This is a genomic window from Burkholderia sp. 3C (assembly GCF_054589155.1).
Genome location: NZ_BAAILN010000124.1, coordinates 22,752 through 39,475, shown reverse-complemented (window position 1 = coordinate 39,475; position 16,724 = coordinate 22,752). Strand labels below are relative to the sequence as shown.

Sequence of the window (16,724 nt, the reverse complement as noted above, 5' to 3'; positions counted from 1 at the left end):
CGAAGCGATAAAAAAAGCGCCCGAGGCAGCGATGCCCGGGCGCTTTTTTCTTAAGATCGGCGACGGATCAGCGCTCGCGTTCGTCGAGCAGCTCGAGCAGCCCGCGCAGCGCGTGCACGGCGGCCTGCACGCGGATCTGTTCGCGATCGCCGCGAAACACGCGCGTCTCGACCTCGGTGTGCAGCCGGTTGCTCCAGCCGAACGAGACGGTGCCCACCGGCTTGTGCTCGGAGCCGCCGCCGGGGCCGGCGATGCCAGTGACCGACAGCGCCACCTGCGCGCGGCTGTTGCGCAGCGCGCCCTCGGCCATCGCGCGCGCCACCGGTTCGCTGACCGCGCCGTGCTTCTCGATCAGCTCCGGCGGCACGCCGATCATCTCGCTCTTGGCCTGGTTCGAATACGTGACGAAGCCGCGCTCGAACCAGCCGCTGCTGCCGGAAATATCGGTGACGGCGGTGGCGATCATGCCGCCGGTGCAGGATTCGGCGGTCGCGAGCATCAGGTGCTCGTCGCGCAGCTTGTTGCCGGCGCGGATCGCGAGCTGGTGGACGACGGAATCGGTCGGCATGCGTGCGGTATCAGCGAGAAGTGGAAAACAGGGCCTGCCCCATCGCGATCACGAACAGCGTCACGAAGGCGGCCGGCAGATCGTCGGCCATGATGCCAAAACCACCTTTCAAACGGCGGTCGAAATGGCGGACCGGCGGCGGTTTGACGCTGTCGACGAGACGAAACAGCACGAACGCGCCGAGTTGCTGGGCGAAGCCGGCCACGATCAGCGCGGCCCAGCCGGCGTCGCCCAGGTACGGCGCCAGCGCGACGAAGCTGATCCAGCCGAACAGCGAGCCGATCAGGCCCGGCGCGAGCGGGGCGAGGCCGCTGCCGAAGCCGAGCGACAGCAGATGCAGCGGGTGCGAGCGCATGAACGGCGCGCTCGCGCGGCGCGGTTGCGGGCGGGTGTCGTCGTGAATCTCGTGGATGTCGTGGAATGCGGCGGAGCCCGCGCCGGGTTCGATGCGTTCGGTGCGCGCGGCGGCTGCGGGCGCCGGCTCGGGTTCGCGCTCCCGGGCGGCCGGAATCAGGGGCAGGGCGTCGGGGCGGCTGTCGTCGGGCCGCCGCGCCGGATCATTGATCGTCATGGAAGTGATCGAAACCGTGCAGGGTCAGCGAAAGCGGCGCGCCCTGGCCGTCGCGCCAGCGGATCGCGGGCGTTTCTCCGGCGGTGAGCGCGCGGATCTCGCCGATCCGCGTGACCGGCACGCCGGCTGTTTCGCCGGCCGCCAGCACGGCCTTGCGTGCCGTGACGGGGGCCGTGAAGCAGAGTTCGTAATCGTCGCCGCCGGCCAGCGTGCAGGTGCGCTGCACGGCGCTCGGCAGCGTGGCGAGCGCGGCCGAGCGCGGCACCGCGTCCGCGTCGATCTCGGCGGCCACCTGCGAGCGTTCGAGGATGTGGCGCAGATCGCCGGCCAGGCCGTCGGACACGTCGAGCGCCGCATGCGCGATGCCGGCCAGCGCCAGCCCGAGCGCGACGCGCGGCTCCGGCCATTCGAGCGCGCGGCGGAACGTGGCGATTTCCGCGTCGCCTGCCGGCCATTCGCCGCGTACGACGCCGAGCCCGGCGCGTGCGTCGCCGAGCGTGCCCGATACCCACACGTCGTCGCCGTCGCGCGCCGCGTCGCGGCGCAGCACGCGGTCGGGCGCGACGTCGCCGAACACCGTCACGCACAGGTTCAGCGGGCCGCTCGTGGTGTCGCCGCCCACCAGCTCGCAGCCGTGGCGATCGGCGATCTCGAACAGGCCGTCCGAGAACGCGTCGAGCCAGTCGGCGTCGGCGCGCGGCAGCGCGAACGCCAGCGTGAACGCACGCGGCTGCGCGCCCATCGCGGCGAGATCCGAGAGATTGACGGCCAGGGTTTTGTGGCCGAGTGCGCGCGGCGGCACGTCGGGGAAGAAATGGCGGCCTTCGACCAGCATGTCCGTCGAAATCGCCATCATCGTGTCCGGGTTGGGCGCGAGCAGCGCGCAATCGTCGCCGATGCCGAGCACGGTGTGCGCACCGTGCCGCCGTGCGCGGCTCGTGAAATAGCGATCGATCAACGAGAATTCGGACAGGGCAGAGGCGGCCACGGCAGGCGGTTCCGGCGAGCAGACGAAGGGCGGCCATTGTAAGGCGGCGCGGCCCCGTTACGTGCATTCCGGTCAGGGCTGTTGTAGCCGGCGCGACAAATTGCGGGGCGGGGATTGGCGCTACAATGTGCCTCGAACAGATATTCTAATTCCGCCCTTCTTCCAGCTCCCATGTCCACCAAGCCCTCCTCGAAAGCCGATCTCCGCGCAGCCGCCCTCGATTACCACGAATTTCCGACGCCGGGCAAAATCGCCGTCCAGCCGACCAAGCAGATGATCAATCAGCGCGATCTCGCGCTGGCCTATTCGCCGGGCGTCGCGTTTGCCTGCGAAGAGATCGTCGAGAACCCGCTGAACGCCGCGCGCTTCACGTCGCGCAGCAACCTGGTGGGCGTCGTCACCAACGGCACCGCGGTGCTCGGCCTCGGCAACATCGGCCCGCTCGCCTCGAAGCCCGTGATGGAAGGCAAGGCGGCGCTGTTCAAGAAGTTCGCCGGCATCGACGTGTTCGACATCGAGCTGAACGAATCCGATCCGCACAAGCTGGTCGACGTGATCACCGCGCTCGAACCCACCTTCGGCGGCATCAACCTCGAAGACATCAAGGCGCCGGATTGCTTCATCGTCGAACGCGAATGCCGCAAGCGCATGAAGATCCCGGTGTTCCACGACGACCAGCACGGCACGGCGATCGTGGTGGCGGCCGCCGTCACGAACGGCCTGAAGGTGGTCGGCAAGGACATCAAGAAGATCAAGCTGGTCGCGTCGGGCGCGGGTGCGGCGGCGCTGGCCTGCCTGGACCTGCTGGTCGACATCGGCCTGCCGCTCGAAAACATCATCGTCACCGACCTGGCCGGCGTGGTGTACAAGGGCCGCACCGAGCTGATGGATCCGGACAAGGAGCGCTTCGCGCAGGAAACCGAAGCACGCACGCTGGCCGACGTGATCGCCGGCGCGGACGTGTTCCTCGGCCTGTCGGCCGCCGGCGTGCTGAAGCAGGAGATGGTCAAGGGCATGGCCGATCGCCCGCTGATCCTCGCGCTCGCCAACCCGAACCCGGAAATCATGCCGGAAGCCGCGCATGAAGTGCGTCCGGACGCGATCCTCGCGACGGGCCGCACCGATTACCCGAACCAGGTCAACAACGTTCTCTGCTTCCCGTTCATCTTCCGCGGCGCGCTCGACGTCGGTGCGACCACCATCACGCGCGAGATGGAAATTGCCGCCGTGAACGCGATCGCCGGCCTGGCGCAGCAGGAACAGAGCGACATCGTCGCCACCGCCTACGGCATCGAAGATCTCTCGTTCGGCCCCGAATACCTGATCCCGAAGCCGTTCGACCCGCGTCTGATCGTGACGATCGCGCCGGCCGTGGCCAAGGCAGCCATGGAAGGCGGTGTCGCGACGCGCCCGATCGAGGACATGGACGCCTACGTCCAGCATCTGCAGCAGTTCGTCTACCACAGCGGCAACACCATGAAGCCGGTGTTCCAGCTCGCACGCAGCGCGCCGGAAGACAAGAAGCGCGTGGTGTTCGCCGAGGGCGAGGAAGAGCGCGTGCTGCGCGCCGTGCAGATCCTGGTCGACGAAAAGGTGGCCAAGCCGATCCTGATCGGCCGCCCGCAGGTGATCGAAAGCCGCATCAAGCGCTTTGGCCTACGCATCACGCCGGGCGTCGATTTCACGATCGTCAACACCGAGCACGACGAGCGCTACCGTGATTTCTGGCAAACCTACTACCAGTTGATGGCGCGCAAGGGCATGGGCCATCAGCTTGCCAAGCTCGAAATGCGCCGCCGCACCACGCTGATCGGCGCGATGCTGGTCAAGAAGGGCGAAGCCGACGGCATGATCTGCGGCACGATCAGCACCACGCACCGCCATCTGCACTTCGTCGATCAGGTGATCGGCAAGCGCGAGGGTTGCAGCGTGTACGCGGCAATGAACGGCCTGGTGCTGCCGGGCCGCCAGATCTTCATCGTCGATACGCACGTCAACGTCGATCCGACCCCGGAGCAACTGGCCGAGATCACGATGATGGCCGCCGAGGAAGTGCGTCGGTTCGGCATCGAGCCGAAGGTCGCGCTGCTGTCGCATTCGAACTTCGGCACCAGCAACGCACCCACTGCGATCAAGATGCGCGACACGCTGGCGATCCTGAAGGAACGCGCACCGGGCCTCGAAGTGGACGGCGAAATGCACGGCGACGTGGCGCTCGACGCTGCGCTGCGCAAGGAAATCCTGCCGGATTCGACGCTGGAAGGCGATGCGAACCTGCTGGTGATGCCGAACATCGACGCGGCCAATATCGCCTACAACATGCTGAAGACGGCGGCCGGCAACAATATTGCGATCGGCCCGATCCTGCTCGGCGCGGCCCAGCCGGTGCACGTGCTGACCGAATCGGCCACGGTGCGCCGGATCGTCAACATGGCGGCGCTGCTGGTGGCGGACGTCAACGCGCGCTAACTCGGCGCCGAGCGCAAGCCGCCTTCGCGGCTGCGCTTGAAAGCACCTCGGGCCGCCATGGCCCGCGAATCGCTCGGCCTTCAAACGCCGGGCGATTTGCTTTCAACGGCCGGGTTCTTCGTCGATCGGTCGCGAATCGGAAACGGAAAAGCGGCGTGCCTCATTGCAAGGCACGCCGTCGGGCATGGCAGAACGCGTTTACCCAAGGTCGAACAACAGCATCGCCGGGCCGCCGGTGGCTGGCGAGGAGGCAAAGACTCGCCAGCCGATGCTGTTGGTAAAATATTATCTCGATCAAGATAAAAAAGTATTGATCTAGATATAATGCTGCGCTAAATGTGTCAAATAGCCGCAAATGGGGCTTTCAATTCCAGGTCGAACATTGATTCCGCCCGCCATTAGCGCTACGCTTACGCCTTTCCTGGTCGTCAACTTGTTGATTTAACAGCGGGAACCCCGGTTCATGGCACGCAAGTGGCTCCGCAACGGCGCGCTCGCGTCCGTTTTCGCGCTTATCGCACTGGGTACTGCCGGCTTGCCGGTGGGCAGTTCGATGCCTTCCGCGATTTCCACCGTCGAAGCACGGGAGATGCCGGATGGCTCGGCGGTCGGCACGGTGCCGGCCTCTGCCTTGCCGCGCGAAGCTGTCGCGACGCTCGGGCTGATTGCGTCGGGCGGCCCTTATCCGTACTCGAAAGATGGCGTCGTGTTCGGCAACTTCGAGCGCATCCTGCCGAAGCAGCGGCGCGGCTATTACCACGAGTACACGGTGCCAACGCCTCGCGCGCGCAATCGCGGCGCGAAGCGCATCGTCTGCGGCGGCCCGCTGCGCCGGATCGACAACTGTTTTTACAGCGACGACCACTACACCAGTTTTAAACGTATTGTTGAATGATCTCGGGATAATCGGCATGAGCGACATTACCTACGCGCACGATACGTCGGCGGCGGCGGAGCTGTTCGCGGCCGGCGACGGCAACCTGTTCCAGCGCGTGATGCAGCTGCACGAGGCCGCGCTGGGCGGCGGAGCGCCGGAATCACAGCCGGTCTGCCCGGAGCTTTCATCGACCGAGGAGCCTATGAGTCTTTTCGCGACCGTGCGACCCAATCTCGTGCAGTCGATTCGCGCATTCCGTGTTCACGATCTCGCCGATGAGGCCGCTCGTCTCGGCGAGCATTTCCTGTTCGCGTATTGCGGCACGGCGCAGTCGAAGCAGGAGGTGCTCGAAACGATCGCGACGTCGTTCCTGTTCCCGAAGCATTTCGGCAAGAACTACGACGCGCTGTACGACTGCCTGACCGATCTGGTGAGCAAGGCCGGCGATCAGCCCGGTTTCGTGATCGTGCTGGAAGCGTTGCCGATTGCCCAGAAGTTCGACAAGGAAGGCCGCGAGACGCTGCTGGACGTGTTCCGCGAGGCCGCCGAGTTTTGGGCCGAGCGTGGCGTGGCGTTCCGCGTGTTTTACTCGTTCGCGTAAGCGGGCGCCGTTATTCCTGTCGTGCCGAATGCACCGGTCATGCCGGTGAGCACCGCGTTGCATGTGCGCGCGCGTGCCTGTCAGCCGAAAGCCCGCCTCGCGCGGGCTTTTTTGCGTCGACGACCGGCGTGCTTCGGCCCGCATTTCGCATGTCGGGCGCGGTGGCCGGCCGCTCGCGCCATCCCACCTTGCCCGAGGGCCTGATTCCGATGATCGCCATCCGAGCCTCGCGCGCCGTTACCGCGCTCCGAACCGTGTGCCGCCTCGCGCCGTGCCTGTTGGCCGGCGCGTTTGCAGTGGCCGCGCACGCCGTATCCACGGTGCCGCCTTCACCGACACAAAGCACCGATCTGCTGCTGGGCTTGTTCGTGAACGGCGATCTGTCCAAGGGCCAGCAATATAACGACGCGATGCGCGGCGTCAGCGGCGGCGCGCAGCAGGTCGATCTCGAAACCTATGCAACGCTGCGCGCCCAGAACCCGCGGCTGCTGGCCGAGCGGATCACCGAGACGATGCCCGAAGCCCGCCGCGAGACGATGGCCGAGCCGCTGCGGCGCCTGTTGAGCGCGGTAACGGACGCGATCGGCCGGTCACGCTGCCGAACCACGAGCGAGACGCGCGAGCTCGATCCCGCGAACGACGAGCAGTGGATCGCGAAGGTCGGCTACACGTGCGAAATCGCCAATCTGGCGCCTGTCATGGAGCGGCTGCGCGTGACGCTGCCGCGCCAGCAGATCACCTCGGAAAAGGCGGCCGAGGCCGCCGCCGTGACCCGGATGTCGCGGCTGGCGGACATGATCCCGTCGGCGCCGATCGAGCTGCCGGTATCGGGCACGCTCGAATTGCAGGGCAGCGACATGACCGGCTGGCGCGCGCCGGCGGCGGGCGACATGATCGACGTGGTGTCGCGCCCGATCCTCGATGCGGTCGGGATTCCGGCCGAGATGAAAGGGCAGTGAGGCGGGCAGTAAAGCCGGCCGAAGCGCCGGCCCGCTTTACCAGCCGCCCCAGCGCGCGGCGAGCGCCGCGAGCATCGCCATGCCGGCCGTCTCGGTGCGCAGCACGCGCGCGCCGAGCACGATCGCCTGGAAACCGGCCTCGCGTGCGGCGTCTTCCTCGGCCGGCGAGAGCCCGCCTTCCGGCCCGATCAGCAGCGTGACGCCGCCGGCCGGCGCCGCGGTAGGCAACGCGTCGAACGCGATGCTCGCGCGCGGCGACAGCATCAACCGCAATGCATCGCCTGGCGCGGGCGGCAGCGCCGCGAGCCAGCCGTTGAAATCGGCGATGTTCGCCACCGTTGGCAGACGGTTGCGGCCGCATTGCTCGCACGATGCGCGCACCACGCCTTGCCAGTGCGACACGCGCTTCTCGGCGCGCTCGCCCGACAGCCGCACCACGCCGCGCGCGGTGGACAGCGGCGCGACCGCCGCCACGCCCAGTTCCACGGCCTTCTCGATCAGCCAATCCATCTTGTCGCCGCCGGCGATGCCTTGCGCGAGCGTGACGCGGTAAGGCGTTTCCACTTCGCGCGCGTCGAACGCGACGGTGCGCACGATGGCGGTGCGCTTGCCGACCTCGATCAGCTCGGCGCGATGCTGGCCGCCGGTGCCGTCGAACAGCGTGAGCGCATCGCCGGCTTCGAGCCGCAGCACCTGCACATGGCGTGCGACCTCGGCCGGCAGCGTGACATGGGTGTCGGCCGCGAGCGGAACATCGACGAAAAAGCGCGGAATCGATGACGTACTGCTGCCGCTCATGACGCGATCCGGCACGCGAGCGCCCAGCGATAGCCGTCGAGATCCTCGACCTGCGCGAAGCGGTCGCCCCAGAACTGGTCGCACGGTTCGGTCAGCGATTTCGCGCCGGCGTCGAGGGCGCGGCGGTGGACGGCATCCACGTCGTCCACGTACAGATAGAATGATTGCGGCGCCATGGCGTCCGCGCTGCGTGGCGTGCGCGCGGTCGAGCCGAATGCGCCCTCGGGCGCGAACATCACGATCAGCTGGCCGTGGTAGCTCATCTCGACGTGCATGATCGCGCCGTCTTCGTCGATCAATTCACGCTTTTCGAACCCGAATGCGTTGGCATAAAACGCGATCGATGCCTGGGCGCTGCGAACGGTCAGATAGGGCGTCAACCACGGCACGTTGGCCGGACGTGGGTCGGTCATCGAACAAGCTCCTGCGGGATGGGGGACGATAGCGCCAATTCAGCGCCGTAGGCCGAGTGTATCGCGCAGCGTGTGGCGCAGGGTGAACAGCGCGGGATGCAGTTCGGCATCGTAGAAGCGCAGGCCGCTCACGCCGCGCTCGGCCAGCCGCTCGTCGATGTCGTGGGCGAACAGCGCGCCCGCGTCGAGCGTGTCGCTGGCCACCGCCATCAACCATTCGCCGCCGTACAGCGGCACCGGCGCGGCCAGCGGCGCGACCACCGTGAAGCTGGCGCGCAGCTCGGCCACCAGCGCGGCGATCCGTTCGATGTGGAAACCCGGCGCGCCGAGGTGCATCGACAGCGCCGCGCACGGTGTCAGCAGGCGCTTGAGCCGGGCGAGGAAGGCGCGCGTGTAGAGGCCGGCGGCCGGCGAATCGGGCGGCGTCAGGTCGAATACGACGAGGTCGAAATGCCCGGGCGCGTGCTCGACGTAGTGCGCGGCATCGCCGATCACGAGTTCGACGCGCGGGTCGTCGAACGCGCCGCCGTGGACTTCGCCGAGATGGCGGCGCGCCATGGCGACCACCGCCGCGTCGAGTTCGGCGATCACGATCCGCTCGATCGACGGGTGCTTGAGCAACTGGCGCGCGGCGCCGCCGTCGCCGCCACCGAGCACCAGCGCGCGACGCGGCCGCGGATGGGCCAGCGCGGCCGGGTGGGTCATGCACTCGTGATAGACGAATTCGTCGCCGGTCGAGGTCATCGGCTGGCCGTCGAGCGTGAACAGCCGGCCGAGCTGCGGCGTGTCCCAGACCTCGATGTGCTGATACGGCGAGGCGAGCGATTCGAGCCGGCGCGCGTTCGGGAAGCCGTAGGTCGCGTCGGGGGACGGGTGGAAGAACAGCGTGGTGCTCACGGGCGGCGGCAGGGGCGGGGGATGCGGTGAATTATAGGAGGCGGCCGGCGCGCGGGGCGGCAAATCGGAACGTGGAGCGCGGCGATGGCGCGATACCGCACTGCCTGAGGTGCCGCGCTGGTGGACGATCCCGTGGCGCGGCCGGCTCGTCGGTCGCCGATATGGTGCCGGGATGCGATCGAAACAGGGCCGAAACATCGTCAAAACAGGGCCAAAGCGATATCGATATGACCCCGAGCCACCGCCAAGTCGGCCCCGGTTCGGCCCCGAACCCGGCGCACCGGGCATGCCGCCGCCCACTGCGCCCCGGACTCCGTTTTCACCGGGGCGCGAACCGGGTCATCTGTTAAAATGACCGGCTTTGCAGCCTCCCGTCTGATTGCTCGTCCGCTTCGCGTCCTGATGGCGCCGCATCGCGCGCCGGGGTCGGCTGGCCCGCGAGCTTCCGGACATGCCGTGCCCTGTTTTTCTCGACTCGTTCTCCGGACTCGACATGACGACCTCGTCTCCCGCCAATACCTCCCTGATGGCCAACGCGATCCGTGCGCTCGCGATGGACGCCGTGCAGCAAGCCAATTCCGGCCACCCCGGCATGCCGATGGGCATGGCTGAAATCGGCGTCGCGCTGTGGTCGCGCCACCTGCGCCACAACCCGGTGAATCCGCATTGGGCCGATCGCGACCGCTTCGTGCTGTCGAACGGCCATGGCTCGATGCTGCTGTACTCGCTGCTGCATCTGACCGGCTACGACCTGCCGATCGAAGAACTGAAGAACTTTCGCCAACTGCATTCCAAGACGCCGGGCCACCCGGAATACGGCATCACGGCCGGCGTCGAAACGACCACCGGCCCGCTCGGCCAGGGTCTGGCGAACGCGGTCGGCATGGCGCTCGGCGAAGCGCTGCTCGCGGCCGAGTTCAACAAGGCCGACGCGAAGATCGTCGATCACCACACCTACGTGTTCCTCGGCGACGGCTGCCTGATGGAAGGCATCTCGCACGAGGCCTGCTCGCTGGCCGGCACGCTGAAGCTGAACAAGCTGATCGCGCTGTACGACGACAACGGCATCTCGATCGACGGCGACGTCGTGAACTGGTTCCACGACAACACCCCGAAGCGCTTCGAAGCCTACGGCTGGAACGTGATCCCGAGCGTGGACGGCCATGACGTCGATGCGGTCGACGCCGCCATCGCCCAGGCCAAGCAATCGGACAAGCCCACGCTGATCTGCTGCAAGACGGTGATCGGCAAGGGCGCGGCCACCAAGGCCGGCGGCCACGACGTGCACGGCGCGGCGCTCGGTGCCGAGGAAATCGCCAAGACGCGCGCGGCGCTGGGCTGGAGCTGGGAGCCGTTCGTGATTCCGCAGGAAGTCTATGCGGCATGGGATGGCAAGCCAGCCGGCGCGAAGTTCGAAAGCGAATGGCAAGGCGCGTTCGACGCCTACCGCGCGAAGTACCCGGCCGAAGCCGCCGAATTCGAGCGCCGCTCGGCCAACAAGCTGCCGGCCGACTGGGCCGAGAAGGCCGCCGCGATCGTCGCCGCCGCCAACGAGCGCGCCGAAACGGTCGCCACCCGCAAGGCATCGCAGCAAACCATCGAAGGCCTGGCCGCGGCGTTGCCCGAACTGCTCGGCGGTTCGGCCGACCTGACCGGCTCGAACCTGACCAACTGGAAGGCCTCGAAGCCGGTGCGCGCCGGCGAGCACGGCATCCAGTGGGGCAACCACATCAACTACGGCGTGCGCGAATTCGGCATGAGCGCCGCGATCAACGGCCTGGTCGTGCACGGTGGCTACAAGCCGTTCGGCGGCACGTTCCTGACCTTCTCCGACTACAGCCGCAACGCGCTGCGCGTTGCCGCGCTGATGAAGGCGCCGTCGATCTTCGTGTTCACGCACGATTCGATCGGCCTCGGCGAAGACGGCCCGACCCACCAGTCGATCGAGCACGTCTCCAGCCTGCGCCTGATCCCGCATCTGGACGTCTGGCGTCCGGCCGACACGGTCGAAACGGCCGTGGCCTGGACCGAATCGATCGCTGCGCAACGTCCGTCGTGCCTGATCTTCAGCCGTCAGAACCTGCAATTCAACACCCGCAGCGAAGCGCAGATCGCCAACGTCGCCAAGGGCGGCTACGTGCTGCGCGACTGGCAGGAAGACATCGTCGCCCGCAAGATCATCCTGATCGCCACGGGTTCCGAGGTCGAGCTGGCCATGAAGGCGATCGAGCCGCTGGCGCAGCAAGGCATCGCGGCGCGTGTCGTGTCGATGCCGGCCACCACCGTGTTCGACCGCCAGGACGCCGAGTACCGCGAGCGCGTGCTGCCGGCCGGCGTGCGCCGCGTGGCGATCGAAGCGGGCGTGACCGATTTCTGGCACAAGTACGTCGGGCTCGAGGGCGGCGTGGTCGGCATCGATTCGTTCGGCGAATCGGCCCCGGCCGGCGTGCTGTTCAAGTACTTCGGCTTCACCGTCGAGAACATCGTCGAGACGGCCAAGCGCGTGCTTGCCTGAGCATCGAATATTCAGGCGTCGGCCGGGTTTCCCCAAGCCAGGCCGGCGCCGTCGTGAAGCTGCACGTATCGAATTTTTTCAGCCATCAGGAGATAGACCATGACGATTCGCGTCGCAATCAACGGCTACGGCCGTATCGGCCGCAACACGCTGCGCGCTTTCTATGAAAACGGCAAGAAGCACGACATCGAGATCGTGGCGATCAACGACCTCGGCGATGCCAAGACCAACGCCCACCTGACGCAGTACGACACGGCACACGGCCGCTTTCCGGGCGAAGTGTCGGTGGACGGCGATTACCTGATCGTCAACGGCGACCGCATCCGCGTGCTGGCCAACCGCAACCCGGCCGAATTGCCGTGGGGCGAGCTGGGCGTCGACATCGTGTTCGAGTGCACCGGCTTTTTCACCACCAAGGAAAAGGCCAGTGCCCACCTGAAGGGTGGCGCGAAGAAGGTCATCATCTCGGCGCCGGGCGGCAAGGACGTCGACGCGACGATCGTCTACGGCGTGAACCACAACGTGCTGAAGGCCGAGCACACCGTGATCTCGAACGCATCGTGCACGACCAACTGCCTGGCCCCGCTGGTCAAGCCGCTGAACGACAAGATCGGCCTCGAAAACGGCCTGATGACGACGATCCACGCCTACACGAACGACCAGGTGCTGACCGACGTCTATCACGAAGATCTGCGCCGCGCGCGTTCGGCCACCCACAGCCAGATCCCGACCAAGACGGGCGCTGCCTCGGCGGTCGGCCTGGTGCTGCCGGAACTGAACGGCAAGCTCGACGGCTATGCCATCCGCGTCCCGACCATCAACGTGTCGATCGTCGACCTGTCGTTCATCGCCAAGCGCGACACGACGGTCGAGGAAGTCAACGCGATCATGAAGGAAGCCTCGGAAGGCGCGCTGAAGGGCGTGCTGGCCTATAACGATGCACCGCTCGTGTCGGTCGACTTCAACCACAACCCGGCTTCGTCGTCGTTCGATTCGACGCTGACGAAGGTGTCGGGCCGTCTCGTGAAGGTGTCGAGCTGGTACGACAACGAGTGGGGCTTCTCGAACCGCATGCTGGACACGGCCGTGGCATTCGCCAACGCCAAGTAAGCCGGCTTCGTTCGCCGGCCCCGGTGGTTCGGGCTGGCGGCAGGACATCGAAACCCGCCGTCGCGCCTCGTGCGCGGCGGCGGGTTTTGTTTTGGAGCGGGGGAAAGGGCGGGTGGCGGCCTCAGCCGCGCGGCGTCGGGAAGAACACGCCGGCGCGTTGCGCGGCGCTTTCGATGTGCGTTTCGATCGCGCGGCCCGCAGCGGCGGAATCGCGGGCAATCAGCGCGTCGAGGATCGCGCGGTGCTCGTGCCAGGTCGACAGCATCAGCTCGCGCCGGTAGAACGGCATGCGCTGGCTTTCCTTCATGATGTCGGCGCTGTTGCGCAGCACCGATTCGATCGCGGCATTGCCGGCCAGCCCGAGGATCCGCATGTGGAACTCGAAATCGAGTTGCGCCGCGTCGTCGAGCGTGTTTTCGGTCAGCGCCACATGCAGCGCGGCGAGGTTTTCCTCGAACCAGGCGAGGTCGGCATCGCTCACCGCCAGCGCGGCCATGCGCGCCGCGAAGCCTTCCAGCGCGTAGCGCATCTGATAGGTATCGGGCGGCGACGATTGCGCCGCGAAGCGCCACGGATGGCCGGCGGCGGCCTGCGCGCGTTCGACGTAGACACCCTTGCCGGGCCGGATCGTCAGCATGCCGAGCGCTTCGAGCGTGGACAGCGCTTCGCGCAGCGAGGCGCGGCTGATCTCCAGTTCCTCGGAAAGCTGGCGCTGCGCCGGCAGCAGGCTGCCGACGGGGTAGGCGCCGGTTTCGATGCGGGCCTGGATCGTCGCCACGGCGGCGTCGGTAACGGTATGGGGAACGTTCTTCATGACTACACGGGGGCCGGTCAGACCGGCATTGTAATCCGGCCGGACAGCGCGCGCCGTGCCGTTCGACCGGGTGTCGACGATCGGGTAATCCCTGTTTTTGACACGGTTGACGCCGCCATATCGGCTTCCTACACTCCGTCATAACTTAACTGGTATGACCAGTATGAACAGTTGGTCCACAACAACCGTGGTGACGGGAGGTGCGATGTCGAGATTCCTGAATTCCCTGTTCGGACGCGTGGTGATCGCGCTCGTGATCGGCGTCGTGCTCGGTGCGGCGTTTCCGCATCTGGCGCAATCGCTGCGGCCGCTCGGCGACGGCTTCCTCAAGCTGATCAAGATGGTGATCGGGCCGATCGTGTTCTGCGTGGTGGTCGGCGGCATCGCCAACGCGGGTGACCTGAAGAAGGTCGGGCGGGTGGGCGTGAAGGCGATCGTCTACTTCGAGCTGATGACCACGCTGGCGCTCGGCATCGGGCTGGTGCTGGCCGTGGTGACGCGCCCCGGCGCGGGCATGAACGTGGATCTGCACTCGCTCGATCCGGCCTCGCTGGCCGAATACGCGAAGAACGCGCAGAGCCTCAAGGACACCGCCGGCTACCTGATGAAGATCATCCCCGACACGGCGTTCGACGCGTTCGCGAAGGGCGACATCCTGCAGATCCTGGTGTTCGCGGTGCTGTTCGGCTCGGCGCTGTCGCTGCTCGGCGAGCGTGCCAGCCGCCTGAACGGCCTGATCGACGAGTTCTCGCAGGTGTGCTTTCGCGTGATGGGTTTCATCATCAAGCTCGCGCCGCTCGGCGTGCTCGGCGCTATCGCGTTTACCACCGGCAAGTACGGCGTCGCCTCGCTCGAACAGCTCGGGCTGCTGGTGGCGGTGTTCTACGTGAGTTGCGCGCTGTTCGTCGCGGTGGTGCTCGGCGCGGTCATGCGGCTGGCCGGCTTCAACGTGTTCAAGCTGATCCGCTATCTGCGCGAGGAACTGACCATCGTGCTCGGCACCGCCTCGTCGGATGCCGTGCTGCCGCAGGTCATGCGCAAGCTCGAATTCATGGGCGTCAAGGATTCGACGGTGGGCCTGGTGATCCCGACCGGCTATTCGTTCAACCTCGACGGCTTCTCGATCTACCTGACACTCGCCGTGCTGTTCATCGCGCAGGCCACCGATACGCCGCTGTCGGCGCACGACCTGATCGTGGTGCTGCTGGTGTCGCTGATCACGTCGAAGGGCGCGCACGGCATTCCCGGCTCGGCGATCGTGATTCTGGCCGCGACGCTGTCGGCGATTCCGGCGATCCCCGTGCTTGGCCTGGTGCTGATCCTGCCGGTGGATTGGTTCGTCGGCATCGCGCGGGCCGCCACCAACCTGATCGGCAACTGCGTGGCGACGGTGGTGGTGGCGGTGTGGGAACACGACATCGATACCGCCCGCGCGCGCCGCGTGCTGAACCGCGAACTGCAGTACGTGCCGGCCGGCGACGAAGCGGCCGAGGCCGGCGAAGCGGTGGCGGGCGGCCGCCACGCCCATTCGCACTGATACCCCATTTCCTCGCCTTTCCCCTTTTTCGGCTCGGCGCGCGGCGCCGGGCCTGTTCCCCGACAGGAGACATCATGGCTGCACCGATCCTCGATCCCGACGCACCGGCCTTCACGCGCCGCTACATGAATCTCGCCGATCCGCGGCTCGGTGCGAAGGCGCTGGTGGCCAGCGACGAGTTCTTCGCGCCCAAGGAGCGCATGCTCGATCCGGAGCCGGCCGTGTTCATTCCCGGCAAGTACGACGATCACGGCAAATGGATGGACGGCTGGGAAACGCGCCGCAAGCGCACCGCCGGCCACGACTGGTGCATCGTGAAGCTGGCGCGGCCCGGCGTCGTGCACGGTGTCGATCTCGACACGAGCCATTTCACCGGCAACTTCCCGCCGGCCGCGTCGATCGAGGCGTGCAGCGCCGAAGGCGAACTGCCGCCCGAGCATGCCGACTGGCAGCCGCTGGTGCCGGCCACCACGCTGCAGGGCAACCGCCATCATTACCTCGCCGTGGACGCCGCACGCACCGTCACGCACCTGCGCGTCAATCTCTACCCGGACGGCGGGCTGGCGCGCCTGCGCGTGTACGGCCAGCCGCTGCGCGACTGGAGCCGCGCGACGGCCGGCGAGCTGGTCGATCTGGCCGCGACCGAGAACGGCGCGTATCTGGTGGCCGCGAACAACCAGCACTTCGGCGCGGCCTCGCAGATGCTGATGCCGGGGCGCGGCGTGAACATGGGCGACGGCTGGGAAACGCGGCGCCGCCGCGAGCCGGGCAACGACTGGGCGATCGTCGCGTTGGCGCGGCCGGGCATCATTCGCCGCGTCGAGGTGGATACCGCGCACTTCAAGGGCAATTTCCCGGATCGCTGCTCGCTGCAGGCCGCGCGCGTGGCGGGCGGCACCGACGATTCGCTGGTCACGCAGGCGATGTTCTGGCCGGAACTGCTCGGCGAGCAGTCGCTGTCGATGGATCACGTCCATGTGTTCGAGAGCGGACTGGCCGCGCTCGGCCCGGTCACGCATGTGCGCTTCAACATCTTCCCGGACGGCGGCGTGTCGCGCCTGCGCCTCTGGGGCGAGCTGGCCTGAACGGAGGGCAATCATGAATGCGCCACTGGCACCGCTGCCGCTGCAACTGGAGCCGCTCACGCGCGAGGGGTTCGCGCCGTTCGGCGACGTGATCGAACTCGACGGCGCGCGGCACTTCCCGATCAACGGCGGCACCACCGAGCGCTTCCACGATCTGGCGACGGTCGACGTCGGCACGGCGGGCGGCCGGCCGCTCGTCAACCTGTTTCGCGGGCAGCCGCACCCCTGGCCGATCGCGATCGCGATGATGGAGCGGCATCCGCTCGGCAGCCAGGCATTCGTGCCCCTCGCCACGGCGGGGCGCTACGTGGTGGTGGTCGCGCCGGCCGGCGAACTCGATCCGTCGAAGCTGCGCGCGTTTCTCGTCCAGGGCTGGCGCGGCGTCAATTACGCGAAGGGGGTGTGGCATCACCCGTTGCTCGCGCTCGATACGGTCAGCGATTTCGTGGTGGTCGATCGCGGCGGCAACGGCGAACACAACTGCGACGAACTGGCGCTGGAGCTGCCGCGCGTGCTGCTGGC

16 protein-coding genes are annotated in these 16,724 nt (G+C 67.2%); 9 read left to right on the top strand and 7 right to left on the bottom strand.

Annotation, left to right across the window (positions count from 1 at the left end; all coding sequences use genetic code 11):
• Positions 1–67: 67 nt before the first annotated feature.
• From ACYP33_RS24660 to thiL, 3 genes are read right to left on the bottom strand one after another with little or no spacing between them, the layout of a single operon-like run.
• The gene (locus tag ACYP33_RS24660; protein WP_414450374.1) at positions 68–568 is read right to left on the bottom strand and encodes a CinA family protein; all 501 of its coding nucleotides are present in this window, start codon (positions 566–568) and stop codon (positions 68–70) included.
• A gap of 10 nt (positions 569–578) precedes the next feature.
• On the bottom strand, positions 579–1,139 hold the full coding sequence (locus ACYP33_RS24655) for a phosphatidylglycerophosphatase A family protein (RefSeq protein WP_459624303.1): 561 nt from the start codon (positions 1,137–1,139) through the stop codon (positions 579–581).
• Positions 1,126–2,127, bottom strand: a complete 1,002-nt coding sequence (gene thiL, locus ACYP33_RS24650) for a thiamine-phosphate kinase (protein WP_459624302.1) — start codon at positions 2,125–2,127, stop codon at positions 1,126–1,128. The genes ACYP33_RS24655 and thiL overlap by 14 nt, the downstream gene beginning before the upstream one ends.
• A gap of 171 nt (positions 2,128–2,298) precedes the next feature.
• Between thiL and ACYP33_RS24645 the strand changes: the two genes are divergently transcribed.
• The 4 genes from ACYP33_RS24645 to ACYP33_RS24630 all read left to right on the top strand — a co-directional run bounded on the left by ACYP33_RS24645 (position 2,299) and on the right by ACYP33_RS24630 (position 7,033).
• Entirely contained in the window at positions 2,299–4,596 is a 2,298-nt protein-coding gene (locus tag ACYP33_RS24645; RefSeq protein ID WP_459624301.1) for an NADP-dependent malic enzyme, read from the top strand.
• Between the two features lie 463 nt (positions 4,597–5,059).
• Positions 5,060–5,491: a ribonuclease gene (locus ACYP33_RS24640; RefSeq protein WP_414450370.1), complete on the top strand. Its 432-nt coding sequence runs from the start codon at positions 5,060–5,062 to the stop codon at positions 5,489–5,491.
• Positions 5,492–5,507: 16 nt separating this feature from the next.
• Positions 5,508–6,074 (top strand): barstar family protein, encoded by a 567-nt coding sequence (locus ACYP33_RS24635; RefSeq protein ID WP_414450369.1) that lies wholly within the window; start codon positions 5,508–5,510, stop codon positions 6,072–6,074.
• A 128-nt stretch (positions 6,075–6,202) separates the two neighbouring features.
• Positions 6,203–7,033, top strand: a complete 831-nt coding sequence (locus ACYP33_RS24630) for a hypothetical protein (RefSeq protein ID WP_459624300.1) — start codon at positions 6,203–6,205, stop codon at positions 7,031–7,033.
• A 36-nt stretch (positions 7,034–7,069) separates the two neighbouring features.
• Here ACYP33_RS24630 and ACYP33_RS24625 read toward each other — a convergent pair whose 3' ends face one another.
• From ACYP33_RS24625 to speE, 3 genes are read right to left on the bottom strand one after another with little or no spacing between them, the layout of a single operon-like run.
• A complete protein-coding gene (locus ACYP33_RS24625; RefSeq protein ID WP_414450367.1) occupies positions 7,070–7,831 on the bottom strand; it encodes a 16S rRNA (uracil(1498)-N(3))-methyltransferase in 762 nt (253 codons plus the stop codon).
• Positions 7,828–8,244 carry a VOC family protein gene (locus tag ACYP33_RS24620; protein WP_459624299.1) on the bottom strand — a complete coding sequence of 139 codons (417 nt, stop codon included), beginning with the start codon at positions 8,242–8,244 and terminating at the stop codon, positions 7,828–7,830. Before ACYP33_RS24620 ends, ACYP33_RS24625 begins: the two co-directional genes overlap by 4 nt.
• A 39-nt stretch (positions 8,245–8,283) precedes the next feature.
• Complete coding sequence (speE, locus tag ACYP33_RS24615; RefSeq protein ID WP_459624298.1) at positions 8,284–9,141, bottom strand: polyamine aminopropyltransferase; 858 nt, start codon at positions 9,139–9,141, stop codon at positions 8,284–8,286.
• 493 nt (positions 9,142–9,634) lie between these two features.
• On the opposite strand from speE, the gene tkt reads away from it, so the two are divergent.
• On the top strand, positions 9,635–11,656 hold the full coding sequence (gene tkt / locus ACYP33_RS24610; protein WP_459624297.1) for a transketolase: 2,022 nt from the start codon (positions 9,635–9,637) through the stop codon (positions 11,654–11,656).
• A 99-nt stretch (positions 11,657–11,755) separates the two neighbouring features.
• Entirely contained in the window at positions 11,756–12,766 is a 1,011-nt protein-coding gene (gene gap / locus ACYP33_RS24605) for a type I glyceraldehyde-3-phosphate dehydrogenase (protein ID WP_414443897.1), read from the top strand.
• Positions 12,767–12,887: 121 nt separating this feature from the next.
• On the opposite strand, the gene ACYP33_RS24600 is transcribed toward gap, so the two are convergent.
• Positions 12,888–13,580, bottom strand: a complete 693-nt coding sequence (locus tag ACYP33_RS24600; protein WP_414443898.1) for a FadR/GntR family transcriptional regulator — start codon at positions 13,578–13,580, stop codon at positions 12,888–12,890.
• Positions 13,581–13,785: 205 nt separating this feature from the next.
• Between ACYP33_RS24600 and ACYP33_RS24595 the strand changes: the two genes are divergently transcribed.
• The 3 genes from ACYP33_RS24595 to ACYP33_RS24585 form a co-directional block, all read left to right on the top strand.
• Positions 13,786–15,117, top strand: coding sequence for a C4-dicarboxylate transporter DctA (locus tag ACYP33_RS24595; RefSeq protein ID WP_459624296.1), 1,332 nt, complete (start codon positions 13,786–13,788; stop codon positions 15,115–15,117).
• A gap of 74 nt (positions 15,118–15,191) precedes the next feature.
• On the top strand, positions 15,192–16,202 hold the full coding sequence (gene alc / locus ACYP33_RS24590) for an allantoicase (RefSeq protein WP_414450363.1): 1,011 nt from the start codon (positions 15,192–15,194) through the stop codon (positions 16,200–16,202).
• Positions 16,203–16,215: 13 nt separating this feature from the next.
• Positions 16,216–16,724: ureidoglycolate lyase (locus ACYP33_RS24585; protein WP_459624295.1), on the top strand; the 509-nt coding region annotated here is incomplete at its 3' end.

Bases quoted from the DNA above. Each gene is read 5' to 3' on its own strand.
- ACYP33_RS24660 (WP_414450374.1), bottom strand. From the start codon at position 568: ATGCCGACCGATTCCGTCGTCCACCAGCTCGCGATCCGCGCCGGCAAC.
- ACYP33_RS24655 (WP_459624303.1), bottom strand. From the start codon at position 1,139: ATGACGATCAATGATCCGGCGCGGCGGCCCGACGACAGCCGCCCCGAC.
- ACYP33_RS24645 (WP_459624301.1), top strand. From the start codon at position 2,299: ATGTCCACCAAGCCCTCCTCGAAAGCCGATCTCCGCGCAGCCGCCCTC.
- ACYP33_RS24640 (WP_414450370.1), top strand. From the start codon at position 5,060: ATGGCACGCAAGTGGCTCCGCAACGGCGCGCTCGCGTCCGTTTTCGCG.
- ACYP33_RS24635 (WP_414450369.1), top strand. From the start codon at position 5,508: ATGAGCGACATTACCTACGCGCACGATACGTCGGCGGCGGCGGAGCTG.
- ACYP33_RS24625 (WP_414450367.1), bottom strand. From the start codon at position 7,831: ATGAGCGGCAGCAGTACGTCATCGATTCCGCGCTTTTTCGTCGATGTT.
- ACYP33_RS24620 (WP_459624299.1), bottom strand. From the start codon at position 8,244: ATGACCGACCCACGTCCGGCCAACGTGCCGTGGTTGACGCCCTATCTG.
- tkt (WP_459624297.1), top strand. From the start codon at position 9,635: ATGACGACCTCGTCTCCCGCCAATACCTCCCTGATGGCCAACGCGATC.
- gap (WP_414443897.1), top strand. From the start codon at position 11,756: ATGACGATTCGCGTCGCAATCAACGGCTACGGCCGTATCGGCCGCAAC.
- ACYP33_RS24600 (WP_414443898.1), bottom strand. From the start codon at position 13,580: ATGAAGAACGTTCCCCATACCGTTACCGACGCCGCCGTGGCGACGATC.
- ACYP33_RS24595 (WP_459624296.1), top strand. From the start codon at position 13,786: ATGTCGAGATTCCTGAATTCCCTGTTCGGACGCGTGGTGATCGCGCTC.
- alc (WP_414450363.1), top strand. From the start codon at position 15,192: ATGGCTGCACCGATCCTCGATCCCGACGCACCGGCCTTCACGCGCCGC.